Source organism: Arenibacter sp. F26102 (assembly GCF_023015865.1).
GTDB lineage: Bacteria > Bacteroidota > Bacteroidia > Flavobacteriales > Flavobacteriaceae > Arenibacter.
This window is the reverse complement of record NZ_JALKBC010000010.1, coordinates 149684-176564: the sequence shown is the minus strand read 5'-3', so window position 1 is coordinate 176564 and position 26881 is coordinate 149684. Positions and strand designations below refer to the sequence as shown.

General features: G+C 38.4%; 25 protein-coding genes and 1 riboswitch. Of the genes, 14 read left to right on the top strand and 11 right to left on the bottom strand.

From position 1 onward, the window contains the following. Window positions 1-121: 121 nt before the first annotated feature. The 3 genes from MWU78_RS15250 (at window position 122) to MWU78_RS15240 (ending at window position 4619) form a co-directional block, all read left to right on the top strand. On the top strand, window positions 122-1924 hold the full coding sequence (locus MWU78_RS15250) for a DEAD/DEAH box helicase (RefSeq protein ID WP_246999277.1): 1803 nt from the start codon (window positions 122-124) through the stop codon (window positions 1922-1924). Between the two features lie 77 nt (window positions 1925-2001). Further along, window positions 2002-2781 (top strand): carboxypeptidase-like regulatory domain-containing protein, encoded by a 780-nt coding sequence (locus MWU78_RS15245; protein ID WP_246999275.1) that lies wholly within the window; start codon window positions 2002-2004, stop codon window positions 2779-2781. A 143-nt stretch (window positions 2782-2924) separates the two neighbouring features. Further along, window positions 2925-4619, top strand: a complete 1695-nt coding sequence (locus MWU78_RS15240; protein ID WP_246999273.1) for an alpha-amylase family glycosyl hydrolase — start codon at window positions 2925-2927, stop codon at window positions 4617-4619. Window positions 4620-4941: 322 nt separating this feature from the next. Here MWU78_RS15240 and MWU78_RS15235 read toward each other — a convergent pair whose 3' ends face one another. The 3 genes from MWU78_RS15235 to MWU78_RS15225 are packed head-to-tail and all read right to left on the bottom strand — an operon-like array spanning window position 4942 to window position 6552. Then, the gene (locus tag MWU78_RS15235; protein WP_246999271.1) at window positions 4942-5319 is read right to left on the bottom strand and encodes a VOC family protein; all 378 of its coding nucleotides are present in this window, start codon (window positions 5317-5319) and stop codon (window positions 4942-4944) included. Window positions 5320-5326: 7 nt separating this feature from the next. Continuing rightward, complete coding sequence (locus MWU78_RS15230) at window positions 5327-5854, bottom strand: SRPBCC family protein (protein WP_246999269.1); 528 nt, start codon at window positions 5852-5854, stop codon at window positions 5327-5329. A gap of 41 nt (window positions 5855-5895) precedes the next feature. Continuing rightward, window positions 5896-6552, bottom strand: coding sequence for an RNA methyltransferase (locus tag MWU78_RS15225; protein ID WP_246999267.1), 657 nt, complete (start codon window positions 6550-6552; stop codon window positions 5896-5898). Window positions 6553-6612: 60 nt separating this feature from the next. Here MWU78_RS15225 and MWU78_RS15220 point away from each other — a divergent pair, with 60 nt between their 5' ends. The 4 genes from MWU78_RS15220 to MWU78_RS15205 all read left to right on the top strand — a co-directional run bounded on the left by MWU78_RS15220 (window position 6613) and on the right by MWU78_RS15205 (window position 10296). Further along, window positions 6613-7305: an NAD-dependent deacylase gene (locus MWU78_RS15220; protein WP_246999265.1), complete on the top strand. Its 693-nt coding sequence runs from the start codon at window positions 6613-6615 to the stop codon at window positions 7303-7305. A gap of 109 nt (window positions 7306-7414) precedes the next feature. After that, a complete protein-coding gene (locus tag MWU78_RS15215) occupies window positions 7415-7909 on the top strand; it encodes an adenylosuccinate lyase (RefSeq protein WP_348647095.1) in 495 nt (164 codons plus the stop codon). A gap of 105 nt (window positions 7910-8014) precedes the next feature. Further along, window positions 8015-9358: an adenylosuccinate lyase gene (gene purB, locus MWU78_RS15210; protein WP_246999261.1), complete on the top strand. Its 1344-nt coding sequence runs from the start codon at window positions 8015-8017 to the stop codon at window positions 9356-9358. A 329-nt stretch (window positions 9359-9687) separates the two neighbouring features. Next, window positions 9688-10296: a hypothetical protein gene (locus MWU78_RS15205; RefSeq protein WP_246999259.1), complete on the top strand. Its 609-nt coding sequence runs from the start codon at window positions 9688-9690 to the stop codon at window positions 10294-10296. On the opposite strand, the gene MWU78_RS15200 is transcribed toward MWU78_RS15205, so the two are convergent. Continuing rightward, window positions 10293-11834, bottom strand: coding sequence for a GH3 auxin-responsive promoter family protein (locus MWU78_RS15200; RefSeq protein WP_246999257.1), 1542 nt, complete (start codon window positions 11832-11834; stop codon window positions 10293-10295). The genes MWU78_RS15205 and MWU78_RS15200 overlap by 4 nt on opposite strands. A gap of 545 nt (window positions 11835-12379) precedes the next feature. Between MWU78_RS15200 and MWU78_RS15195 the strand changes: the two genes are divergently transcribed. Continuing rightward, window positions 12380-13279: a mechanosensitive ion channel domain-containing protein gene (locus tag MWU78_RS15195; RefSeq protein ID WP_246999255.1), complete on the top strand. Its 900-nt coding sequence runs from the start codon at window positions 12380-12382 to the stop codon at window positions 13277-13279. 99 nt (window positions 13280-13378) lie between these two features. Here MWU78_RS15195 and MWU78_RS15190 read toward each other — a convergent pair whose 3' ends face one another. From MWU78_RS15190 to MWU78_RS15175, 4 genes are all read right to left on the bottom strand, one after another. Continuing rightward, a complete protein-coding gene (locus MWU78_RS15190; protein WP_246999251.1) occupies window positions 13379-13924 on the bottom strand; it encodes a DUF4252 domain-containing protein in 546 nt (181 codons plus the stop codon). A gap of 71 nt (window positions 13925-13995) precedes the next feature. After that, window positions 13996-14544 carry a DUF4252 domain-containing protein gene (locus MWU78_RS15185; protein WP_246999249.1) on the bottom strand — a complete coding sequence of 183 codons (549 nt, stop codon included), beginning with the start codon at window positions 14542-14544 and terminating at the stop codon, window positions 13996-13998. Window positions 14545-14554: 10 nt separating this feature from the next. After that, window positions 14555-14977, bottom strand: a complete 423-nt coding sequence (locus MWU78_RS15180; RefSeq protein ID WP_246999247.1) for a hypothetical protein — start codon at window positions 14975-14977, stop codon at window positions 14555-14557. Further along, window positions 14964-15473 carry an RNA polymerase sigma factor gene (locus MWU78_RS15175; RefSeq protein ID WP_246999245.1) on the bottom strand — a complete coding sequence of 170 codons (510 nt, stop codon included), beginning with the start codon at window positions 15471-15473 and terminating at the stop codon, window positions 14964-14966. Before MWU78_RS15175 ends, MWU78_RS15180 begins: the two co-directional genes overlap by 14 nt. A gap of 241 nt (window positions 15474-15714) precedes the next feature. On the opposite strand from MWU78_RS15175, the gene MWU78_RS15170 reads away from it, so the two are divergent. Continuing rightward, entirely contained in the window at window positions 15715-17208 is a 1494-nt protein-coding gene (locus tag MWU78_RS15170) for a S41 family peptidase (protein WP_246999243.1), read from the top strand. Window positions 17209-17301: 93 nt separating this feature from the next. Then, window positions 17302-18774, top strand: a complete 1473-nt coding sequence (locus MWU78_RS15165; RefSeq protein ID WP_246999241.1) for a S41 family peptidase — start codon at window positions 17302-17304, stop codon at window positions 18772-18774. 181 nt (window positions 18775-18955) lie between these two features. On the opposite strand, the gene MWU78_RS15160 is transcribed toward MWU78_RS15165, so the two are convergent. The 3 genes from MWU78_RS15160 to MWU78_RS22445 form a co-directional block, all read right to left on the bottom strand. Beyond that, window positions 18956-20011, bottom strand: coding sequence for a DUF5074 domain-containing protein (locus tag MWU78_RS15160; protein WP_246999239.1), 1056 nt, complete (start codon window positions 20009-20011; stop codon window positions 18956-18958). A gap of 14 nt (window positions 20012-20025) precedes the next feature. Then, on the bottom strand, window positions 20026-21870 hold the full coding sequence (locus tag MWU78_RS15155; protein ID WP_246999237.1) for a TonB-dependent receptor: 1845 nt from the start codon (window positions 21868-21870) through the stop codon (window positions 20026-20028). A gap of 32 nt (window positions 21871-21902) precedes the next feature. Beyond that, window positions 21903-22120: riboswitch (cobalamin riboswitch) on the bottom strand. Continuing rightward, window positions 22119-22253 (bottom strand): hypothetical protein, encoded by a 135-nt coding sequence (locus MWU78_RS22445; protein WP_281503851.1) that lies wholly within the window; start codon window positions 22251-22253, stop codon window positions 22119-22121. (Overlaps the previous riboswitch by 2 nt.) 126 nt (window positions 22254-22379) lie before the next feature. Here MWU78_RS22445 and MWU78_RS15150 point away from each other — a divergent pair, with 126 nt between their 5' ends. From MWU78_RS15150 to rmuC, 4 genes are all read left to right on the top strand, one after another. Further along, window positions 22380-23525: an ABC transporter substrate-binding protein gene (locus MWU78_RS15150; protein WP_246999235.1), complete on the top strand. Its 1146-nt coding sequence runs from the start codon at window positions 22380-22382 to the stop codon at window positions 23523-23525. Next, entirely contained in the window at window positions 23526-24557 is a 1032-nt protein-coding gene (locus MWU78_RS15145) for an iron ABC transporter permease (RefSeq protein WP_246999233.1), read from the top strand. It begins immediately after the preceding gene. 100 nt (window positions 24558-24657) lie between these two features. Further along, window positions 24658-25452 carry an ABC transporter ATP-binding protein gene (locus MWU78_RS15140; protein ID WP_246999312.1) on the top strand — a complete coding sequence of 265 codons (795 nt, stop codon included), beginning with the start codon at window positions 24658-24660 and terminating at the stop codon, window positions 25450-25452. Between the two features lie 64 nt (window positions 25453-25516). Continuing rightward, window positions 25517-26866, top strand: coding sequence for a DNA recombination protein RmuC (rmuC, locus tag MWU78_RS15135; protein WP_246999232.1), 1350 nt, complete (start codon window positions 25517-25519; stop codon window positions 26864-26866). The last annotated feature ends 15 nt before the right edge of the window (window positions 26867-26881 follow it).

Below are 26881 nucleotides of genomic sequence, written 5' to 3'. Positions count from 1 at the left end.
CAGTACCTTTGCCGCTTCAATTAACGCCGCTGGTATAGCATGTGTTGCCCTGAGTCTAAATAGGTTATAAAAATAATCGCTCTATGCAACATACATATTTGCGATTATTTAAAAACATATTATGACAAAATTTGAAGCATTAGGGCTTAAACAGTCCCTATTAAATGCTATTTCTGATTTAGGATTTGAATCGCCTTCAGAAGTACAAGAAAAAGCTATTCCTATCTTATTGGAAAGCGAAACCGATTTAGTGGCTTTGGCCCAAACAGGTACAGGTAAAACCGCAGCCTTTGGATTTCCACTTATTCAAAAAATTGATAGCGAAAGCAGGACCACCCAAGGGTTGATCCTATCTCCTACCAGGGAACTTTGCTTGCAAATCACCAATGAACTTACACTATATTCCAAGTATGAAAAAGGAGTTAATGTTGTTGCAATCTATGGTGGCGCCAGTATTACCGATCAGGCCAGACAAATAAAAAGGGGTGCCCAAATAGTTGTGGCTACTCCAGGTAGAATGAAAGACATGATTGGTCGTGGCTTGGTGGATATCTCCAAAATTGATTACTGTATCCTTGATGAGGCCGATGAAATGCTGAATATGGGCTTTATGGAGGATATTAAGGATATTCTTTCCAACACTCCAAAAGAAAAGTCAACTTGGTTGTTTTCTGCTACCATGCCCAGAGAGGTTTCAGTGATTGCCAAGAAATTTATGCACAGTCCTCAAGAAATTACAGTAGGAACAAAAAATTCAGGCGCAAGTACGGTACAACACGAATACTATGTGGTTGGTGGCCGAGATCGTTACCCTGCCCTGAAAAGACTGGCAGATACCAATCCTGACATATTCTCTGTTATTTTCTGTAGAACAAAAAGAGACACCCAAAAGGTGGCTGAAAAATTGATAGAAGACGGATACAACGCCGGTGCACTTCACGGGGATTTAAGTCAGAACCAAAGAGATTTGGTTATGAATTCTTTCCGCAAGAAACAAATACAGATGTTGGTTGCAACCGATGTAGCAGCCCGTGGTATTGATGTTGATGATATAACGCATGTAATCAATTATCAATTACCTGATGAAATAGAAACCTATACCCACCGAAGTGGACGTACAGGAAGAGCTGGGAAATCCGGAATTTCCATGGTGATCGTTACTAAAAGTGAACTAAGGAAAATTAAGGCCATCGAAAATAAAATTCAACAAGCTTTTATTTCCAAGAAAATTCCTACCGGAATGGAAATCTGTGAAATACAGCTTTACCATTTGGCTAATAAAATTAAGGATACAAAAATTAACGAGGAGGTAGACAACTACTTACCTGCCATTAATGATGTACTTCAAGGTATAGATCGCGAAGAACTTATCAAAAAAATAATCTCGGTAGAATTTACCCGATTCTTTAATTATTACAACAAAACCAAAGACCTAAGCTCTTCAGAATCAGGAGAACGCGGTGATAGAGGAAGATCAAGAGACGATGATAGCCGAACCCCAGCAGATGGCAATGTTAGATATTTCATCAATGTTGGTGAAAAAGATGGTTATGATTGGATGACTTTGAAGGATTTCTTACGGGATACGGTTAATCTAGGTAAGGACGATGTCTTTAAAGTAGATGTAAAGGAAAGCTTTTCTTTCTTTAATACAGACGCATCCGCTACAGAAGCAATTTTAAAGACTTTTACCGAATTTAAGGTTGACGGAAGGTTTGTCAACGTAGAAGTATCCAAAAATCCGGGCGGCGGAGGCGGCGGAGGTGGCCGAGGAAGGCGCGACAGAAGCCGTAGTGGCGGTGGAAGTTATTCCAGAGACAATGACAGAAACAAAGGAAGAAGACGGGATAGAAGTGACTCTAAAGGAGGCTCTTCCAGTAGTTCTGGAAAAAGAAGGACTAAACGAAAAAGTGATTCCTATTAGTTAATTCTATATTAAAAAAATACGCTTCGGCGTATTTTTTTAGTTAGTTTACCAATTATAATCATCGAAATTATTTAATGAAAAATTATTTATTGGCAATATCCATCTTATTTATCTCTTTTGGATATTCACAAGTGGACAAAAATGAAGACGAGGTAAAGCAATTAAAAGCAGTAATTCTCAATGCCCAAACCGACCAGCCTATGGAAAGTGTGCATGTGGTAAACCTGAATCAGGTAGTAGGAACAATTTCCAATGAAAAGGGAGAGTTCGATATTCCTGCGAAAGTTAACGACACACTTTACTTTTCCTTTTTAGGTTTTAAATCCCAAAAAGTTAGAGTTACCAATGATATGTTCAAATTTAAGGGAACAAAAATATCCTTAACTGAATTGGCCTACGCTTTGGAAGAGGTCATTGTTAGACCCTACTCCCTAACTGGCTATTTGGAAATTGATGTAAAGAACTTACCCCTCAACAATGCATTTCAATATAGCATTTCTGGACTATCTGTTGGTTATGAAGGCGGCAATAAAAATCCAAGTGCAGTCACCAAAGTTCTGGGAGCCATACTAAATCCCGCGGATTTGCTTCGAAATTTGTTCGGCAAAAAACCCAATCAAATGCGCAAGCTGAGACAGATGAAGGAGGACGATAGAATTAGAGATCTCTTAGCCTCAAAATTTGACAGGGAGACCTTAATGGAGTTACTTCAATTGGAAAAAGTAGATATTGAGGACATTCTTAATAATTGCAATTATTCCAGATCCTTTATAACTACGGCCAATGACCTTCAAATCCTGGATGCTATTAGCAGTTGTTACGAAGAATATAAAGTTCTGAATAGGAAAAGATGACCCTCAGTGGTTACTTCCGTAGGGTTGGCCTCCTCTTCATCAACCCAACTTAATATTTTAAAATGTTCGCTGACCGAGGTTTAGGTTAAAATATATTTTATTTTCCCGTCATCATTTTATAGCTTTAAACAAAAATGACGTTAATGAAAAGGGGACTGCTAATTGTCGTATTTCTGTCGATCATTTTATCCTGCAAAAAAAACAAAAATGAAGTTGTAAAAGAAAGCGAAACCCCTATTGTACTTTCCAAAAAACCGCATTTTGAACCACCTTTTGACTGGGATGCGGCCAATATATATTTTCTGCTTACCGATCGTTTTTATAACGGTGATACCCTAAATGACATTACTCTGAACCGAACTAAGGAAACTGCCTTGCTCAGGGGATTTATGGGGGGTGATATACAAGGAATTACTAAAAAAATAAACCAAGGATATTTTACAGATCTGGGCGTCAATGCCATTTGGTTTACTCCAGTCGTGGAGCAGATCTATGACAATGTGGACGAAGGAACAGGAAGCACTTACGGCTATCATGGCTATTGGACAAAGGATTGGACTGCCCTGGACCCCAATTTCGGAACTAAAAAAGATTTGGAAATCTTGGTCAGGACCGCACATGAAAAGGGAATCAGAATATTAATGGATATTGTGCTTAACCATACGGGGCCAGTTACGGACATGGACCCAGTATGGCCAAAAGAATGGGTGCGTACGGGACCTGTTTGTGAATATACCAATTACGAAACAACAACCAATTGCACATTGGTCAAGAACCTACCAGATATTATTACGGAATCGGACAATGCCATTGAACTTCCCGATGCTCTTTTGGCCAAATGGAAGGAAGAGGGGCGCTTAAGTAACGAACTGGACGAATTGCAGTTTTTTTTTAATCGTACAAAATACCCCAGGGCTCCTCGTTTTTATATTATTAAATGGCTCACAGACTATGTAAATGACCTTGGAATAGACGGCTTTAGGGTAGATACTGCGAAACATGTGGACGAAAAGTCCTGGAAAGAATTATACAGTGAAGCCTCCTACGCCTTTAATACTTGGAAAAAGAAACATCCTGAGGATGTATTGGACGACAACCCTTTTTATATGGTCGGGGAGGTATATGGTTATGGCTTATCAGGCGGTCGGGAATATGATTTTGGAGACAAAAAAGTAGATTATTTCGATTATGGGTTCCACAGTCTGATAAATTTCGAATTAAAGGATGATGCCAAAAAGGATTATGAAACCATATTTAATAAATATAGTCATTTGTTACACACCAAATTGGATGGCAAAAGTGTTGTCAACTATCTTACCTCCCACGATGATGCTAATCCTTATGACAAGGAAAGGCTAAATCCATATAGATCGGCGAATATACTATTATTGACTCCTGGAGCCTCTCAAATCTATTATGGGGATGAAACCAACAGAAGTTTGACCATTGAAGGGACCCAGGGAGATGCTACCCTTAGATCTTTTATGAATTGGAAGGATTTGGACAGTATTTCCCTTAACAAAAAAGTACTGGCCTATTGGCAAAAACTTGGAAAATTCAGAAACGATCATCCCGCAATTGGGGCTGGCATTCATCAAAGGCTTTCCAAGCAGCCATATGTTTTTGGGAGAACCTATGTTAAGGGCGATTTCAAGGATAAAGTGGTAGTTGGACTTGAGTTGCCAAAAGGTAAAAAGTCCCTTTGGGTGAAAGACTATTTTGGAGATGGTACCAAACTCTTTGATGCTTTTTCAGAAACCTACATCACCGTAGCCAACGGTAAAGCGGTACTGGATAATGACTTTGACATCGCATTATTGGAATTGGTCATCAACTAGGATTTACTACAATAGCCTAAACTAATTTCTTTTGCTCCTACACCAGTCATTTTAACCTTTTTACAATATAATTTCTAAATATGTTCCCTAATTTCGTGCACTTCCTTTTTGGTGCTTCGTAATAATTACATTTGAATTTAAATAGAAGGCAATTTGTCCTAAAATTGTTTTTAGGCTCCGTTAGGTTTTCTGGTTTTGGGTTCCTTCTGGTTGGAAACCTCTTTTATTGAATGGACCGAGCACGACATTTCCGAAACAGGACAGAAAAAAATCAAGGCGATTTGGAGCTAGGGCCGAAGCAAGTATTTTCTATATCTAGTTGTTAATTTTGTGAATGCAGCGCTATCCTATTGCCTTCCGTATCTTTTATTAAGGCCATAAACCCATGACCTTCACCTATTTGTTTTTTTGCCTGAATAATTGTTCCCCCTGAATTTTCTACCCTACCCAGCTCGTGGGAAAGATCTTTACATGAAAAATATAGTATTGGGCCCATGGTATCACTAGGAATATACATGCTATGCTGCACTAAGGACCCCATAGCGCCAGTTTTACCGGATGCTGAGGGAAACCAGCCCATAACAAGTCCATCCAATTCGTGGATGGAAATAGAAATCTTAAAAACTGATTCATAGAACTTTTTGGCCCGCTCCATATCGTTAACCGGAATCTCGAACCAACCAACCATATTGCTTTCCATAACCTATTTATTTCTCCAATATAGATTTCAGACTTTGTAGCCCTTCTTCAAAATCCTTTCCAACGGCCTTATCCATACTCATAAACAGCATCATTATTGACATTGGAAATTTATTGTTCCCCTTAAAACCCCAGGTTACTTTTGTTTTTCCCTTGCCGGATTCGGCAACATCCAAATAGGAATCCGAGGTAGATTTAAAAGGTTTAAGAAATCGAAGCTCCCCTTCCACCCTTTCACCGTCGACTATTTTAGTAATTTCCTGTTCACCTTCACCTACGTCCTTGTTTCCGTTCCAATAACTTATAGCCCCTACCTCTCCATCTACACCTGTAAACTTTTTATTCATCATGGGGTCCTTTTTTGCCCATGGAGACCACTCTTGTTGTTTTTTCAAATACTTAATATATTCAAAGACATCTGCCTTTGGCCGATTTATTTCAATAGAGCGTGAAACATCATAATTCTTTGGCGCCAAGAGGGCAAGTATGGCAATTAAAACAATAAGCCCCAGTACAATATAGAGTAAAGTTGTCATTAAATTTTATGTGTTGGTTTACTCTAAATATAATGAAAAAATCATTTTGTTCCGTGAAATCTGGCCAAAACATCATTTAAACTTCGCACTGATTTTTTGGTCCAATCCAATCTTTTTTCCAGTTTCTCTTCTTCCGTTAACCTCCAAACAATTTCGGTTCTCCTTAATTTATTGGTCAAGGCATGCAAGATAATAGCCGCAGAAACTGATATATTTAAACTTTCCGTAAAGCCTACCATTGGTATTTTAAGAAAAGAATCTGCGCGCTCCAATACTTCCCTACTCAATCCATCCCTTTCCGTGCCAAAAAATAGTGCAGTCTTAGCGGTAAATTCAAAATTATTTAGGGAACTGTTTGATCCATGCGGAGTTGTAGCTACAATTTTATATCCGCGATCTCTTAAATTTTCAATACAATCTGTTGTATTATTATACCTACTAATATCAACCCATTGCTGTGCCCCCATGGCTATTTCCTTGTCCAATCTCTTGCCATGCCTACTTTCTATAAGATGGGCTTGTTGTACCCCAAAAACATCGCAGCTTCTTACCACGGCACTCGTGTTGTGCATTTGGTAGACATCCTCTATAGCTACGGTAATGTAATTTGTACGTTCTTCCAAAATATCCAAAAAACGGGATTTACGCTTCGGGGTAATAAATCCTTCAAGATATTCCAACAACTTAAGATCAACCATAATCCTAAGATATTAAAAAAGAAATCGTTTAATTTTACAAAAATTGCTTATTCATCAAAAATGAAAAAAATAATAGTTTTAACAGGTGCAGGGGTAAGTGCCGACAGCGGAATAAATACCTTTAGGGATGCGGATGGACTATGGGAAGGTCATGATGTTATGGAGGTGGCCACTCCGCAAGGGTTTCAAAAAAATCCAGAATTGGTACTCAATTTTTACAACGAGAGAAGAAGACAGTTATTTAATGTATCCCCAAATGAGGCACATAAAGCGTTAGCGCGCTTGGAAGAGCATTTTGATGTTAGTATCATTACCCAAAATGTAGATGATTTACATGAACGTGCGGGCAGCTCCAAGGTAATTCATTTACACGGAGAGTTATTAAAGGCAAGGTGTAGCCATAACCCCAATAAGATAATTGATTGGAAAACCGATATTAAAATTGGTGACCTTTCGGAAGATGGGAAACAATTGCGCCCTCATATTGTTTGGTTTGGCGAAGAGGTACCATTGTTGGAAAAAGCAGCCAATATTGCCCAAACAGCCAATATTTTAATCATTATAGGCACCTCCATGCAGGTTTATCCAGCGGCCAGTTTAATACATTACGTACCAAGAAATACCCCCATATTTTTTATAGACCCAAAACCCAATATAAACCAGACCGATTTCAACGGGCTAACCATAATAAAAGCCAGCGCGGCTAAAGGGGTGCCTTTATTGGTTTCGGACCTAATTACAAAGAAAGACTAAGACCTTAGAAATTAGCCGTTATACCATTATAATTAAATGTATTTTGACTTATTCAGAACTCTATAACGCCCTTGACTACGTTGACCATTCACGTCATAAAAGGAAGGAGATGTCCAGCCTTATCCTGAATAGTCCTTCGAATATTCCTACAATTATGGAAATAGCCTTTCAAGTAGATGACCCTGTTTCTTGCAAAGCGTGTTGGATTATGGAATTTACTGCCAAAGAGCATTTGCCGCATCTTTTTCCGTATATGGATAATTTTGTCGAAAACATTGGTAAGGTACACTTAGACCCAGCAGTGAGGCCAGTCGCAAAAATATGTGAGTATTTAATGAAATCCTACTTTCAATCAAAGGACAAAAAGACTTGCGAGACCGTTAAAGACCAACATTTGGAGGGTATTACATCGGCTTGTTTCGATTGGCTCATTGGTGACCACAAAGTGGCCGCCAAAGCATATTCCATGACAAGCCTTTTGTTATTGGGCAGAAAATTCGACTGGATCCATCCAGAATTGCGTATGATTTTAGAGCAGAATTACCCCTTAGGCAGTGCAGCCTACAAGGCTAGGGCCAGGATGACCCTTGCTAAGATAAAGTGAATCCCAACTCACAAATAAATAACAGAACAATCTTTCGCTTAGCTTTTAATCTCCTTAACTTATAGCTATCTTTGCGCTTTTCCAAAATCAATCAAATATTACAAAATGTCATTAAACAAATTAAACGCCATATCTCCCATTGACGGTAGGTACAGAAATAAAGTAGATTCCCTTGCTTCGTATTTTTCTGAGGAGGCGCTTATAAAATATAGAGTACGGGTAGAGATTGAATATTTTATTGCACTTTGTGAAGTTCCGCTACCTCAACTATCAAATTTTGACAATTCGAAATTTAATGATTTAAGAAAAATCTATATTGATTTTGACTCCGAGGATGCCATGGCCATAAAGGAAATTGAAAAGGTGACCAACCATGATGTCAAGGCCGTTGAGTATTTTATTAAAAAAGAGTTCGACAAATTAGGCTTGGAGACCCATAAGGAATTCATACATTTTGGACTTACTTCACAGGATATCAACAACACAGCTATTCCACTATCCATCAAAGATGCAATGAACGAGGTTTATGTCCCCCAATATTTGGAGGTATTGAACAAGTTAACTGCCCTGGTCAAGGAATGGGAGGCTATACCAATGTTGGCCAGGACCCACGGACAACCTGCTTCTCCGACTCGATTGGGAAAAGAAATAGAGGTATTTACAGTGCGTTTGGAGGAACAGTTCAATTTACTTAACGACATTCCAAGTGCTGCCAAATTTGGTGGCGCAACAGGAAATTATAATGCCCATAAAGTAGCCTATCCGCAAATTGATTGGAGAGAATTTGGACAAAAATTTGTGCAGGAAAAACTTGGCTTACACCATTCCTTCCCTACTACCCAGATTGAGCATTACGACCATATGGCTGCATTATTCGATTGCCTAAAGCGAATAAATACCATTATTATAGATTTGGACAGGGATTTTTGGACCTATGTTTCCATGGACTATTTTAAGCAGAAAATAAAAGCGGGGGAAGTGGGATCCTCAGCAATGCCACATAAGGTAAATCCTATCGATTTTGAAAACTCGGAAGGAAATCTGGGCATAGCCAATGCCATTTTTGAACATTTGTCCGCCAAACTTCCAATTTCAAGATTACAGAGGGATTTAACCGATAGTACGGTACTAAGAAACGTTGGTGTGCCTTTTGGACATACGCTAATAGCCTTTCAATCTACCTTAAAAGGACTAAATAAATTGCTCTTGAACAAAGAAAAATTTGAACAAGACCTGGAGAATAATTGGGCGGTAGTTGCTGAAGCCATTCAGACCATTCTAAGACGTGAGGCCTACCCCAATCCGTATGAAGCTTTGAAAGGGTTAACCAGGACCAATGAAAAGATTACTCAACAGTCCATCTCGAATTTTATCGACACCTTGGAAACAAGCGATGCCATAAAAACGGAATTGAAACAAATAACACCGAGTAACTACACAGGTATTTAAAAAAGATCAGATTACAATAATCTGTTTTTAAAAGCAATCCAGAGTTCCAGAATTATACTCTAGATTGCTTTTCTTTTTTGGTGCTCCAGTTCCCAATGTATCAAATATACCTCCCAATAATCTACGGGCACGCAAAAGTGATGAAGGGTAAAATTCACGTTACTATCTACCAACACCAATACATTAACCGATAGTCCCAGCTCTTCCCAAACTGTAAAATTGCAGTTATATATAGTGCTTATAAGTACTATAATAACGATAGTATTAAATTTTACGTTAATTTTTGTACTTGGAATGCTATTTGTTGATTTATATTTTTATACTGTAATATGAATTTATTAAATAAGAAAACTATAATATACATCCTGGCCATTTCTACCTCATTGTTTATGACTGCACAACACAATATTCCTAAGTCCATTGAAAGTGAAGCCTTAAAAGCTCTCTCATTTTATCCCGAATTATCTGAATGCAATATTGAAATTCAGTTTAAAAAGAATATTAAGAAATCTACGATGCAGGCAAGACCAACTTTTAAAAGTTTCTTTAAGAATCGGAGCAATAGGAATTATGTGATTTTGATTAGTGAGGCTTTTAAGATTTCAGATAAAGAATTTGCTACTAAAGATATCCCTTCCAATATTCTCATAGGTTGGATCGGCCATGAATTAGGCCACATCATGGATTATCAAAATAGGACCAAATTAAATTTGATTTCGTTTGGGTTTAAATACCTCTTTTCCGAACGTTTTATAGTAGAGGCTGAGCGTGTGGCCGACACCTATGCCGTGGCACAAGGCATGGAAAAATACATTCTTGCCACCAAGAATTTTATTTTAAACCATTCTGATATAACCGCCTCCTATAAGGATCGAATAAAAAAATATTACCTATCACCGGAAGAAATAATGATATTGGTTGAGGAGCGAAGTCGTTAGACTTCATTGGAGACTTTCAATTGAATAAATTGTTCCCAATCGGCAAATTTTGCTTCATTCATAACGCGCTCCATTTTTACCTGACCACCTTTCTTTTTGTTCTTACCATTCCAGTCGTAAAAGAAATCGGTGGAAACTACGTTTACCTTCACTCCTTTTAGGGATTTGCTCCTAGCTACCTTATAGTTTTTGTTGGCTTCCATTAAAAACTCGTCCAAGGACTTGGACAGGGAATCACAATCAGGATTTACCATATCGGAACCCAAATACCAACAATGATAGAACTCGCCATCATCACAACGTTTGGCACAGATGGTATATTCCGGAATCTTGGTAGAATATGCTTCTTCCAGATATCTCATGGCATCATCCATTTTGTTTACAGAGAGCTGGGAACCCACCGTATTTAAGAAAAATTTTGTGCGGCCAGTTATCTTTATTTCAGCTTTCTCCAAATTTGTAAAACTAATGGTATCGCCTATTAAATAGCGCCATGCTCCACTTACCGTACTAATGAGAAGGACATAATCTTGATCTAATTCCACTTCGTTTAAGGCTTTGGCCGGAGCACTTGGGTTTAGGGAGCCATCTTCCCGAATGTATTCCGGTTTAAAGGGAACAAATTCAAAATAGATTCCATTATCGGTTATCAATTGCATAGCCTTGGTTTCTGGCCTAGTCTGGCAGGCTATAAAACCTTCGGAAGCCAAGTAGGTATCTATGACTGTAATTGGATGCCCCATAAGCGCATTAAAACTTTTTTCATATGGTCCAAAGGCAACCCCCCCGGAAGTATACACCATTAAATTTGGCCAAATTTCATGGATATTTTTAAGACCATGATATTCTATAACCTTTTGGAGCATCAATTCTATCCATGAAGGTATACCACTTAAGGCTCCGATGTCCCAGTCTGATGCTCTCTCCGCTATGTGTTCCACTCTTTGGTCCCAATCCTCAATTTTCGCAATTTCCTCCCCTGGCTTGTAATAACTTCTAAACCAAAACGGGATATTTCCCGCACTTATACCACTAATTTCGCCTTCCATAAATTCATTTCGTTCCTCCAAATTGGTGGAACTACCAAGCATCATAATTTCCTTTTCAAAAAAATCGGCGGGTAAATCAAAATTACTCAATGCAAAGACCTGCTTAATTCCGGCAGCCCGTATGGCCTCGATCATATCATCGGTTACAGGTATGCGCTTACTGCTTTTACCCGTGGTTCCAGAACTAAGGGCAAAATAGGAAGGCCGGCCAGGCCAGGTAACATTTTCATATCCCTCATGCAATTTATGCCACCATTCCCCATTTATTTTATTATAATCGAAATAAGGGATTTTTTCAGCAAATTCCCCCGGCAAATCCTGAGAATTCAAAATGGTTTCAAAATTGTAGTATAGACCGAAGTCCGTGTTTTTCGAAATATTTAAAATGTTCTGAAGGACTTCCTGTTGTTCTTTCCAATGATCACTTTCGGCAGAAAACGTTTCCTTTAAGTGAATTGCACCTTTAATAATGTTGCCTAGGATTGCCATAGTGGATATTTTTGATTATCAATGTCTTCTTATACAACTCCCTTTAAAATAACTGGTTTGGTTTGCCCATACCCCATTAAGAGCCAACTGATTAAACAAATATCCCCAATTCCCTACCTTGACTTTATTACTAAACAAAAAATGTTTAACTCATTTCAATTAGATGCAAAAACTACACATTCCAACACACTTAAAATTTCCTATTTAATTTATATTCAAAAATCAAAGGAAATGGTCAAAAATGGATAAAAGACAATTGCAATTACCTAGGAACATAAAGTACCGATATTAAACTTTAGTTTATTTGGGTTAAAAATTAATTTTTATGGAAACATCCTCCAACGGACATTTTCATATCTTATCACTGCATTGATTCCTCTTTTGCATTTATGTAGTAATTCTGGTCAAGAATTGAAATTCCTGGCCGCGGTCGTCGATTTCCTGGTCTAACAGGAATATGCCATTTACTTAAAATAGTTGGGAATTAAATAAGTCCATTTAACGGATAACTTGATAAACAAAGATATTAACCAAAATTTTATACCATGGAAAATAAATTCTCAATAGAAGACGCGGTCACCAAACTCTGGAACAAGCTGGACGGATGGTTGGATGCGATCATTTTAAAACTCCCCAATATAATTATGGCCATCTTGGTCATGATATTATTCTATATCCTGGCTAGGGTAATTAGAAAAATACTAAGAAAATTACTGGCGAAAAGTGTAGACCAGAAATCCGTACAGGAAATCATCGGCAAGGTTGTATTTGTAATCATTATGCTACTTGGCTTTTTCGTGGCACTTGGTGTTATGGAACTGAATAAAGTGCTAACAAGTATCCTTGCCGGTGCCGGTGTTATTGGTTTGGCCATTGGTCTTGCCCTGCAAGGCACCTTGAACAATACCTTTGGAGGTTTGATCCTTTCCTTTATGCCTAAACTAAAAATTGATGATTTTATTGAATCCGATGGGTATTCTGGTTTTGTATCCGAAATTAATCTAAGGAATATTGTTCTTAGGCAGCCCGATAATAATTATGTTGTAATACCAAATTCAAATTTTATAGATGGTTCGTTTACCAATTATTCCATTTCCGAAAGAAGTAGGATATCTGTTGCATGTGGGGTAGGTTATGAAAGTAGTCTTCAACAGGTAGAAGATCTTGTGGTAAAGCTTATCTCTGAAAATTTTGATCAAAAAGAAGATGAAGACGTGGAATTCTTTTTTACCGAATTTGGTGACAGTTCCATTAATTTCATTGTCCGTTTCTGGATAGATATGGCTAACAATAAACATAAATTGGCCGCAACCCATAAGGCCGTTAAAATTATTAAGGAGAATTTCGATAACCAAAATATCAATATCCCTTTCCCCATTCGTACTTTGGATTTTAACAAGAACAACCTACAGGTATTGATTGACGATAAATCCGAAAAAGCTTAGGGCACTGTATGAATTTCGGCCTCAGCAGAATGAAACTTTTGCAAAAAACCTGTGTCAAGTATTTCGATACAGGTTTTATTAAGTTATATGGACATCTATTTAACCTTTCATAAATTCCTTTAGGCCGCCCAAGCCTTCTCCCTTATAATCGGATTTTTCCATAGCTTTCATAAATTGGACCAATTTGGCAGGGTTCATATTTTTGCCCAACACCCGAACCAGCATAAAACCCTTTTCGTCACTATCCCCGTAGATAATTACCTCATCAATAGCATCATCATCTCCCAAATACCTTACAGAAGCCTTGCCGAAACTGGTATTCATTTTCATCAACTCCGTAAATTTGCTGTTTTTTAAAATAGCATTGATATTCGATTTTTCTTTTTGAAACTCCGTTAGGTTATCCGCGGTTATCTTAAAGGCCAGAATATTAAGTTTTTTTAATGACCCCAGTGCCTCCCTTTGGTCCTCCGTAAGGTCCGCTTTATCCATATTCAATAAGCTTACCGGAAGATCAACGGATAAAAAATTAGGATTGCCCTCATTATCCACAAAATACTCCTGTAAACTTTGTGTAGACGAACATGCCGTCATAACAATGGCCGACAAAATAGCCAAGGCCAATTTTCCGAATATTTTTCTCATTTCCTTATGTTTAGGTTTTAATCCAAAATGAAGGGAAATGGCTTTTCACTTATCCCACTTCCCTAACCCATTTACTTTTTATTTTTACCCGCCTTACTGAGTTCTGAAGGTAAATTCATCTTTTGGGTTAAAGATCCGATCTTGTTTAAATCGATATCGCCGGTCAGCGATAGCAATACCGTTTCAAATTTCCTGTCATTGATTTCCAAGTTCCCATTTTTAATGCCGGTAACAAACATGAGCAATTCACTTACATGGTCTTCATCCTTGCCACTCTTGATGTAAAACTTTACGTTGGCATCCTTATCCTTGACCCTCATAAGTTCCTGTAGTGAGGAGGATTTCAAATACTTCTCCATAGTGGTTTGCATGTCCACGGAAACCTTTTTATCCTCGGTGATAAATACCTTTAGGTTTTTTAGGTTTTGTGCTATATCCATAAAATCCTGGGCCTCTTTGTCATCGACCTCAACGTTTATCTTGCTCAATAATTTAAACATGCTTTCATTGACAACTACGGCACTTACATTGTCCAAATCTTCAAACTTGTCGAACATTGATTGTGAAAACCCAACAAAAGGCAACACGGCTAGTAATACTATTATGATATTCTTCTTCATTTCTTTTAATTTAATTTTTGTTATAAATTTTTTGTTTTGTTTCTTCAAATTCCCTTAAATAAGCCACTTTCTCCGTTCCCTTACCAAGGTTGGTCGCCAAAAGACTTAATGCCTTTTTGGTTTCCTGATAGGCGTATTCCGCTTCTCTCTGTTCCTGATAGCTTCTTCCAAAATATATACCAAATACCAAGACGCTTACGGCAGCAACGGAAATCCACTTTATATAACTTTTATTTCTAGGTTTTAGAGGAACCTGCTTGGTGAACCGCTCTTCTTTGGCAACGGAAAAATATTGAAACATTGGAGCATGCCTTTTTAAGTGTGGAGGAATATCCTCCCTTGTAAAATACGCTCTCAACATTTCCTCCTCGGCAACCGTAGTAGTTGCCTCGAAATACCTTTCCAATAATTTTTCTATGTTATTGAATTCCATAATTGTGCTTTTGTACTAATTTTTCCCTTACTGTTTTTCTTGCCCTGGACAATGCTACCCTAACGGCAGTAGTGTTCATACCCAATAAATCCGCTATTTCCTCAAATTCATATTGTTCCACATCCCGTAATTGTAAAACCATTTTTTGTTGCTCTGGCAATTCTTCCATAATTTTTTCTATCCAACTTAAACTGTCGCTAACCTCTATCTGGGTTTGTATGGACACATTTTCATCCTTATAATTACTATGCACCAATTTTAAGTTACCGGCCTGTTTGGATTTAAGTCGGTCCAAGCAAAAATTCTTGGTCATCATCATGGCATAGGCCTCCACATTATTATAGCCGGTCATCATCTTATTCTTGGACCATAACTTCAATAAGATTTCTTGTGTGGCATCCTCAGCTTCTTCTTTAGAGACCAATAAGCGCTTCGCCAGCCTATAAAGTTTATCCTTAAATGGTAAAACCACATTTAAAAACTCAGTTTGTTGCATTTTGGTTTAGTTGTTTTATAATCCTCCTCAAAAGGCTTACAAAGGGAAGACGACATACATCGAATTTTGTTACAATTAGTTTCCATTTCTTTACAATGTAAGTAATTTAGTCCTATGGAAACCAAATAGGTAATATATCCGTATATAAATAAAATCGTTCCCCAAAACTAATTCACACTTTTTTAATGGAATGATATTTGTGTGCCAGTATGCGTTATGTTTTTGCAATTATTTTAAATTTATGAAAAAGTATTTATTAGCATTTTTGGGATTGAGTTTGTTTCTCAGCAGTTGTAGTAAGAATGATGACACCCTAGTTACAGAGGATATTGAAGAAATAATTCCTACCACGGAACTAGAATTGGATGTAACGGCCCAAAACTTTATGTGGCAGACAATGAACACCTACTATTTTTGGCAAAGTGATGTAGCTGACTTGGGTGATTCCCGTTTTGCTTCCTATGACGATTACGTGTCCTTTCTGGAAACCGAGGAAGACCCCGGAACATTTTTTGACGAAAAATTGCTTTACACAGAAGACCGCTTTAGTTTTTATTCCGATGATTATAAGGAATTGACACAATCCTTTGCCGGAATATCCAAGAGTAATGGTGTAGAATTTGGATTGAGTTTATTTGCCAATAGCGACGATGTATATGGATATGTTCGCTACATTGTGCCAAATTCCAATGCCTCTACCAAGGATATCCAAAGAGGGGATATTTTTACCGGTGTTAATGGCACTACCCTTAACTTGAATAATTACGTAGATCTTTTGTTTGGCGAAAGTGATACCTATACCTTAAATATGGCGGATATCTCCAATAACATTATTACCAATACAGATAGAGAGGTTACATTAACAAAAGAGGCCAATTTAACCGAGAATCCGATATATATCAACAATGTATTGGAAACTGGAGGAAAAAAAATAGGCTATTTAATGTATAATGGTTTTACCAACCAATTTGACGAACAGTTGAATGATGCGTTTGGAGAGTTTAAGTCCGCCGGGGTTACAGATCTTGTATTGGATCTAAGGTACAATCCAGGTGGATCGGTCAATTCTGCCAGATTATTATCCAGTATGATTTATGGTACATTTACCAATAGTGTTTTCCTGAAGGCCAGATATAATGAAAAACTCCAATCGCAATATAAGGACACCGACCTTATTGAGTATTTTGCCGACGCAACGGGCAACAATACCCCCTTAAATACGTTAGGCCTAAGCAAGGTATATGTCCTTGCGACAGGAAGTAGCGCATCGGCAAGCGAATTGGTTATGAATGGATTAGATCCGTACATAAATGTAATCCATATCGGGACCACTACTACCGGAAAGAATGAATTTTCGGTTACCTTTGTAGACGATTTTGACAATGGCAATGTTTACGACCCAGAGAGGGAAGACAATATTAACCCGGATAACCACTGGGCCATTCAACCGTTGATAGGACGAAATGAAAATGCCAATGGTTTTTCCGAGTATACGGACGGACTTACACCTGATATTTTGTTGAGTGAGGATCTTTCCAATTTAGGAACATTGGGCAATATGGATGAACCCTTGTTGGCCAAGGCCATTGCCGAGATTACAGGAACTACCGCAAAAATGGATTTCACGGTGGATATCCCTGTTAAATTGGTTAGTAGTTCCAAAATGTTCACCAAGATTAAGGATAATATGTTTATGGACATGAAAAAAACCGTGAACTTGACAACTAAAGAATAAGCAGTGCTCTGTACAGGTTATCGCTCAAGCCTAGAAAAATTAACTTGGGCTAATTGATATAATGTGCGACACTATTAACATTACAATTACATTATGAAGAGAATCCTAGGCCTACTTTTAATTACCATAATTCTTTCATGTTCGGACAAGGATGATGACGCATTCGTCTATCCAAAGGAGTCAACTGTGCAGAATTTTATGTGGCAAGGCCTAAACCAATGGTATTTCTGGCAGGCAAATGCTCCCAATTTAGGAGACAATAGATTTACCACCAACGAGGATTATGTTACCTATTTGGAATCCTATCCCGATCCTGAGGAGTTCTTCTACCAAACCTGTTACAAGCACTCCAATGTTGTTGGCAGCAGTACTGCCATTGACAGGTTTAGCTTTGTGGAAGAAGATTATAAAACCTTGGTAAATGCCTTGGAAGGTGTTACAAAAAGTAATGGATTGGAATATGGATTGGCGCGCAATGAGGGTAGCACCAATCTTTTTGGGTACGTACGATACATAATTCCAAATTCCAATGCTTCCACCAAAGATATTGCAAGAGGGGAAATATTTACACGGGTAAACGGTACCCAACTTACCGATGCCAATTATGTTGGTCTACTTTTTGGAAATTCAGATACCTATACTCTTGGAATGGCAGATATTTCCGGCACGGTTGTTACGGATAATGAAAAGGTAGTAACATTGACCAAGGAAGAAGGATTGCAAGAAAACCCCATATTGGTGGCCAAGACCGTAGAGATCAACGGGACAAAAATTGCCTACTTAATGTACAACGGTTTTACTAGCGGGTATAATGAACAATTGAATACTGCCTTCGGACAATTTAAAACGGAAGGGGCTACAGAATTGGTAGTTGACCTACGTTATAACCCGGGCGGCTCCGTAAACAGTTCCAGATTATTGGCCAGTATGGTATACGGCACCAATACAGATGAACTATATGTTAGGCAAAGATGGAACGATAAAATACAGGGGCTCCTTAAAAAAGAACAACTGGAAGATTATTTTGCCAATAAAACAGATAAAGGTACAAACTTGAACAGCCTAAACCTTAATACCGTATATGTTCTTGCAACCGGCAGCTCCGCCTCCGCCAGTGAATTGGTCATGAACGGATTGGCCCCTTATTTAAATGTTGTTCATATTGGTGAAACTACGAGGGGAAAGAATGAATTTTCGGTAACTATGGTAGATGATATAGACAACGATTACATTTACAGGGCAGGTAGGGAGAATAAAATAAATCCTGGCAATTTGTGGGCCATGCAGCCGCTCATGGGTAGAAATGAGAATTCCGCTGGTTTTTCGGACTACACTTCCGGCCTAGCACCTGATGTAGTTCTAAAGGAAGACCTTTCCGACCTAGGAATCCTTGGGGACATAAACGAACCCTTATTTGCCAGGGCTATCCAGGAAATTACCGGTGTAAGTGCGAAGAGGGACTTTACGGTAAAAATGCCGGTAAATGAAGTTTCCAACTCCAAAATGTTTACCGTCCTAAAAGACAACATGTATTTGGACAAACCTGTTGATATTCCATTTCAATAAGGCTTACAAATTCTAAAAAATACTATTGAACAGAAAAAATGTTCAATTCCAAAAAAGAAACCCCTCTTTTACATGGTAGAGACCAAGTAAAAGTGGGGTAACAGTTTTTATAGGTTGCAATTACCTAGGCTTTTTTTTATTCTTAATACCGATCAAGTGGCCTAGTTCAAAGATATAATACCTAATTGAAGTAAATCCCACCAGGAATAATTCCCACTGTTAAGGTTTCTATTGCCAATTTAGTATTTAGGTCATAAACGGTAAGTGTTCCATTACTTGCATAATCGCCGGCATCAGTACCGTATAACCTTCCCTGGTCTACCACCATAGTATAAAAACTGACGCCTTCCAATGCTACATCCAGATTTAAGCTAGTGGCGGACATATTTTGTTTATATACCTTATCACCTAATTTATAATATAATTCTCCTCCGTCTAAGTTTAATCCCCCCGGATGCTGGGTAGTTTCAAATTGGAAATTGGTATCCACTACATTAGTGGCCGTGTTGATCTTGGAAAGTACTCCAGCGGTTTCATCGTCGGTGTACGATGGTTTTCCAGATGCTAATACCCAAAGGTTTCCAGAACCATCCAATTGCATAGAATTGGGCACATCCCCTACTGTAAGCGTTTTTTCCACCTCATTGGAAGTGGTATTGATAACCGAAACCTTATTATTTTGTCCCCAAGCTCCTTGATGGGCTACATAAACCGTATTGTCCTTTGCCAAAATGGCTTCAGGTCCCAATACTACGGATATGGTTCCCTCTACGGTATAATTTTGCAGATTTATTATCGCAACAAAATCATCCGAATCATCTGCGGTGTCTCCCCAATTGGTGACATAGCCCTTACCGTTTGCCGCTATAAAATACCTCGGATTGTTTAGTCCTTCCGTAATACTAGCTATTTTTTCAAATGTATACCTGTTTACAACATTTATCTTATTGGATACATTGGCTATAACAAAGGCTTCGTCATCCGTGAAGCCGATTGACTGTACAATGTTGCCAAGGTCTTCATCATTCGTCTTTTTAAAAATTCCATTCTCTACCACCGATAGATCGTCCGAAATAAAAGAGACTGTTCCCGAGCCATTGCTAAAGGGACCTTCGTTGGAAACCAATATTCCATTTTCGTAATCACCCAAAGGTTCTTCATTCTCGTCATCATCATTGGTACATGACCATGAAAGGCCGATAATCAATAGGGATAAAAATACATTTCTAATCTTCATTTGTTTAAGCTGATTTAAAATTTAGTAATTAATTGTAGTTGAAAATTTCTATTGGGCATAGGTCGGTATGCCACGTTCTGATAATTTTTATTAAATATGTTGTTCACTTTTAGACCAAAAATAAAGTTGATCTTGGCTATTTTCGGAAAATGATAATCCAACCCCATATTGGCTACTACATAACCTGCCAAACTATCACTGTTATCTGTAGTGGTGTAAACCGAACCGTTATAAAGGTGTTGATAAAAGGCCACAAGCTTCTTATATTGATAGGCCAAATTTGACCTTATCAAATGCTCAGGGACATATAGCAATTGATTATTGGTGGTGTTATCTGTTGATCTGGTATAGCTATATTCACTTTCCCAAGCCACATTTTGATTCTCCCATTTCTTTTTCCAATCAAAACCGAGTTCAAATCCGTATTGGGAAACATCCTGAACATTCATTGCCATCCAAATGCCCTGATCATTGGGTCGCCACTGGATCAAATTATCGGTTGTAATGGTGTATACATTTGCCGACAAGGCATAATTATTTCCTTTTAGGGATTGGCCTAATTCCAACTGCCAAGAGCTTTCGGGCATGACCTCCAAATTACCACTGGCCCCGGCTCCTTTCCAATAAAGGTCATTAAAGGTCGGAACTCTATGGTTTTTAGACGCACTAATATCTAAAGTGTAGTTTTTGGCTACTTCATAACTACTGTTCAACGAAAAAAGAAAAGGACTATCAAAATCACTGACTGCTTCCTTTCTAAGGTTTACTCCATAATTTAATCTGTCGGAAAGTTCATGTGAAAACATAAAAGTACCTGCCATAAAATTTCTATCGGCGTTTTCTATAGAGGTCCCTTTGGCCCTAATCGAAGAAAAATCGATTATTCCATTTAAGGTAATCTTGTTTAATTGATATTTATAATCGTAGTTGGCAAGAAAGGTATTGGCTTGCCCAAAACTAAACTCCTCTCTTTGCTTATTGGGAAAATAACGATAACGTTCGTACAAATGCCCCACCTTTAATCTGGCTACCTTTCGTTCATTAAAGCTTCCGAGCTCCACCAGGGACCTATGGTTTATATCCTTATAATTTTCATCAGCGGGAGCCGTCAATGTCCCGGAAAAATCCCTATCTCCAATAAAGGTATTGTGGTACACTTTTAATATTTGGGTTTCGGACAAAATAAAGCCAACGTTGGCATTTAAATTCATGTGGTCATAAGCTCCATTCTCATTTCTCCTATCCGTTCCCAAATATTTATAATCGTTTTCCGATGCAAGGTGATTAATACCAAAATGAAACGATATTTTTTCTTTTCCCAGTGAAGTGTTAAAGGCCAATTTACTGGTATTATAACTTCCGTAACTTGTGATAAAATTGTTTTTCCAGCTTTCATTGAACTTAAAATCATCGTTCAACAAAATGGCTCCCCCTACGGCCCCACTTCCATATTGCACACTACCTCCCCCACTCCTGATTACTACATTGTCGTAATTTCCAGGAATCAAAGTATTAAAATCTGTTTGGCCTGTAAGTTGTGAATTTATGTTTATCCCGTTCCAAACTACCGCAGTCTGTTGGGCGTTGGTTCCTCGAAAAGAAGCAGAGGATACCATTCCATAACCATTTTCCTTAAAATAAATACTGGAATTATACCGCAGTAAATCAGTTAAGGAAGCCCCGCCTTTTTGTTGGATGGAATCATTGAGAACCCTTATTTTCGTGCCCTTGGAGAAATGCAAAAGTTTGGCATCACTCAAAACTACCTCATCCAAAACAATAAGGCCGTCCCTTTGCCCAAAAACCTGCGCAATGGCCAAAAGTCCCAATAAAAATAAAAATATTTTCTTTTTTTCCATATTCAAGAAGACCCTTTGCCCGAAGATCTATTCTATTTAGTGATGAATATGGCAGGTCTCCTGACTTGCGTACTATCATTTACCTTCCCACCCTCAAATATAGGGCAGTGGTATTAGAAGAAATGATAGCCATCCATTTTACACGGACTAAGCTCACAGTTGCGGGAACAGTTTCGGAATCTCACCGAATTCCCTTTTAATCCTATCCTCTTACACTAAGAGAATAAAAACCAAAATTCGCAGCGAAACTAATACTTTTTTTCGGAAGTATCACTGTCCTTTTTTCTATTTAGTTTATAGGCCAACCAAAGAAAACCAACAATAAAATGCAAGACTATGATAGCGGCAACGATATAAATTAATGTATTGGAATCTCCTCTCATAAGTTTGGATTTGCCCAAAAATAAATAGTATCCCTACAATAATTTATGACCTTTGTTAGGCTTCGATAAATTTTGATTCAAGAAATTAATACTACTTTTGAACACTTTAATAAAACCATAAAGCTCTTGAACAAAAAATTCCTTTTTTTACTATTTATATCCTTTTGGTCTTGCAAACAGCCTAAAAAAACTCCTATTTCCCCTAGCGCCTTGTCACAAAGCACCAAAATAGACTATGCCCAGGGTTTTACTATTGAAAGCACCTCCTCAGATATAACGATAATAAAGGTATCTTCTCCTTGGCCTGGATCGGAAGCTACTTTTACATACGCTTTAGTGCCCAAAGAAAAATTGGCCAGCATTACCTTGGACAAGGATGCCTATAACGCCATAATAGGTATTCCAGTTGAAAAAATGGTAGTTACCTCCACCACCCATATACCTGCATTGGAAGCTTTGGGAGAAGCTGATAAATTGATAGGATTTCCAGATACGGAATACGTTTCGTCTCCCCAGACAAGAAAAAGGATAAACGAAGGAATGGTTAAAGATCTGGGCAATAACGAGGCTTTAAATTCAGAAATGGTCATCGCCATAAATCCCGAAGTCGTTGTTGGATTTAGCATTAATAATAAAAATAAGGCCTATGAGACCATCCAAAGGTCCAATATTCCGGTTGTTTATAATGGAGATTGGACCGAAGAGACACCTTTGGGCAAAGCCGAATGGATAAAATTTTTCGCACCATTTTTTCAAAAGGAAAAAAAGGCAGACAGCATATTCCACGCCATTGAAGACAGCTATAATAGTGCAAAGATCCTTGCTAAAAAAGCAAAAACCAGGCCTACTGTACTAAGTGGAGCTCTTTATAAAGATATCTGGTACTTGCCAGGCGGTAAGAGCTGGGCATCCAGGTTTATAGAAGATGCCAATGCAGATTATCTGTGGAACAACAATGCCTCCAATGGAAGTCTTTCCCTTAGTTTGGAAAGTGTTATTGAACGGGCAAAGGATGCAGATTTTTGGGTCTCTCCATCACAATTTGGCGATTATTCGGAATTAAAAGAGGCCAACCGACATTATGCCCAATTTGCGGCTTTCAGAAACAATAAGGTGTATACTTATGCCAACTCCAAAGGAGAAACAGGAGGGTTACTTTATTTTGAGCTGGCCCCCAACAGACCGGATTTGGTCCTAAAAGATCTTATCTATATCTTTCACCCAGAACTGCTGCCCCATTATACGCCCACCTTTTTTAAACCCTTGGACTAAGTGCAGAAATCAATAACATATAGGGCCTATTTTTTACTTCTGTTACTGGTATTAACGGTTTGCTTTCTGGTGAATATCAGCTTAGGCTCAGTCTCCATTCCCTTAGAGGAAACACTGAATGCGGTAATGGGCAAATCTACAGAAGTGGATTCATGGAGCTACATCATATGGAACTATAGGATTCCCAAGGCTTTTACCGCCATACTTGTAGGTAGTGGATTGGCATTGAGCGGCTTATTAATGCAGACCTTGTTCAGAAATCCATTGGCAGGGCCTTTTGTCCTAGGCATCAGCTCTGGCGCAAGTTTAGGGGCCGCCCTATTGATTTTGGGATCTTCCATTTTCTCTGGATTTTTTGCCTTTACCATGGTAAATGATATTTCCCTGGCCTTGGCAGCAAGTATCGGCAGTTTCCTAGTACTATTGGCCGTTATGGTAGTTGCATCCAAGGTAAAGGATACTATGGCCCTGCTTATCATAGGGCTTATGTTCGGTAGCATTACCACTGCGGTGGTAAGTGTGCTATCGTATTTCTCCACGGCCGAAAAACTACAGCAATATATCTATTGGTCTTTTGGTAGTATAGGTAATTTATCTTGGAACCAATTACTCTTGTTATTGACCATAATAGCGATTGGAATCATAATGAGTATTTTTTCTATAAAATCGTTAAACGCACTGCTATTGGGGGAAAGTTACGCCAAGAGTTTGGGCGTAAACATGAAGCGATCCAGGTATACCATAATAATCGCTACTGGGTTATTGGCTGGTGGGGTAACCGCTTTCGCCGGACCAATTGCCTTTATAGGCTTGGCCGTACCCCATTTAACGCGACAAATTTTTAATACCACCGATCATAAAGTTTTAGTTCCCGCCGTATTAATTTATGGTGCCATTTTAATGTTAATTTGCGATACCATTGCCCAAATGCCAAATTCGGCCAATGTTTTGCCCATCAACGCCATAACCTCCATCATTGGAGCGCCGGTTGTAATTTGGTTGCTAATACGGAAAAGAAAAATGATCTTCTGATTAATACCAAAAATTAAGACAACAACAATCGAATACCTGGTTAAAACAATCAACAAAAACGCAAAAACCAATAACTTAGCTACCACTAAATCATCTTAAAATAGAAACTAGCACGCCTCATATCGCCCTAACAATAGAAAACCTAAGTATAGGTTATGCTACCAAAAAGCAACAGACCTGCATTGCCCAGGATATTAATTTCTCCTTGTTTAAGGGGGAAGTAGCCGCCATAGTAGGTATTAATGGGGTTGGAAAATCTACATTATTACGTACACTTGGTAACGTGCAGCCAAAATTATCCGGCAACATAACCCTCAACAATATTCCCTTGGAACATCACTCCATCCAGGAGCTGGCATCAGAAATTAGTGTAGTACTAACAGAACCCATCGCCTCCAAAAATTTAACGGTGCTGGAACTGATCAGTTTAGGGCGGCAGCCATATACCAATTGGATAGGAACCCTTACCCAAGAAGATAAGGAAAAGATTTCCCTAGCAATGGAGATGCTTCAGATTGAGGAGTTAAAGTCTAAAAAATGCTATGAACTAAGCGATGGCCAATTACAGCGCGTTATGATCGCCAGGGCCTTGGCACAGGACACCCAACTAATATTACTGGACGAACCAACTACACATTTGGATCTATACCATAAGGTGCAGATTTTGAAATTACTAAAATCCATTGCCCACAAAACCAATAAGACGATTCTTTTTACCACCCACGAAATTGAAATTGCGATTCAGTTGTGCGATAAAATTTTAATATTGGAAAGCAACCGGAGCACATTTGGATCGCCATGTGAATTGATAGAAAAGAAAAGTTTTGAAAATTTGTTCCCTTCGAACACCATTACTTTCGATTCCCAAACGGGTTCTTTTAGAGTTAATAAGTAATGAAAATCAATCCCACTTTTTTTTAACACAATCCACTATCTTTACTGCAAAGAACCTTAATTACATGAATGAATTGCTTGTATATGTAATCCTTGTCCTAGTTGGTTTGTCAGTCGGCTATTTCTTAGGGAATTACATCCAAAATCTAAAAACAAAATCCAGTCAAAGTGCCCTTATGGAACGCGAACAGCAATTGAGAACGAACCTCACCACTTTGGAACAGCGGCTTATTGATGCCGAAGAGCACAAAACCCAATTGCAATCTGAAAAAGAACAATTGGGCAATAGAATAGTCCGATATCAGGCAGAAATGGAAAATTTGGATCTAAAGAATCGGGAGCAAAAGGGGGAAGTAGAAAAACTACAAGAAAAATTTACCAAGGAGTTCGAAAATTTGGCTAATAAAATTTTAGACGAAAAAAGTACCAAATTTACAGAACAGAACAGGGAGAACATTAAAAATATATTGACCCCATTACAAGAAAAAATAATTCTTTTTGAAAAAAAGGTAGACGACAGTCAGAAAGAAAGTGTGGGTATGCATTCCGCCCTTAAGGAACAATTGGCCAATTTACAGACGCAAAATCTAAAAATAACGCAGGAAGCCGAAAACCTGACCAAGGCCCTAAAAGGCGATAGTAAAATGCAAGGGAATTGGGGGGAACTGGTATTGGAACGTGTGCTTGAGAAGTCGGGCTTGGAAAAAGATCGGGAATATACGGTGCAGCAAAGTTTTACCTTAGAGGATGGCAGCCGTGTTTTGCCCGATGTGATCATCCATTTGCCGGATGGAAAAAAGATGATCGTGGATTCCAAGGTTTCCCTTACGGATTACGAAAGATACGTGAATGCAGAGGATGAGTTAAAGGAAAAATTTCTTAAAGACCATATTAATTCTTTAAGAAGGCATGTAGACCAGCTTTCCGCCAAAAAATATGAAGACCTTTATGAAATGGAGAGTCCAGACTTTGTGCTCATGTTCGTACCAATAGAACCTGCATTTGCAATTGCAATAAACAATGACAACTCTCTGTACAACAAGGCATTTGAACAGAATATAATTATCGTAACCCCTTCCACCCTGCTGGCTACCTTACGTACCATAGACACTATGTGGAACAATGAAAAACAACAACGAAATGCCATTGAAATTGCAAGGCAGGCCGGCGCATTATACGATAAATTTGAGGGCTTTGTCGGGGACTTAATGAAAGTGGGCAAAAAGATGGACGAGGCAAAGTCCGAATACAAAGGAGCCATGAACAAATTGGTTGATGGCAGGGGAAATATAATCACTAGCATAGAGAAATTAAAGAAAATGGGTGCCAAGGCGAAAAAGTCCATTCCCGAAACCATACTTAAAAGAGCTCAGGATGATGATGAGGAGAATGAAGAACCTTTGACCTTACTATAGATAACTTAAACGAAT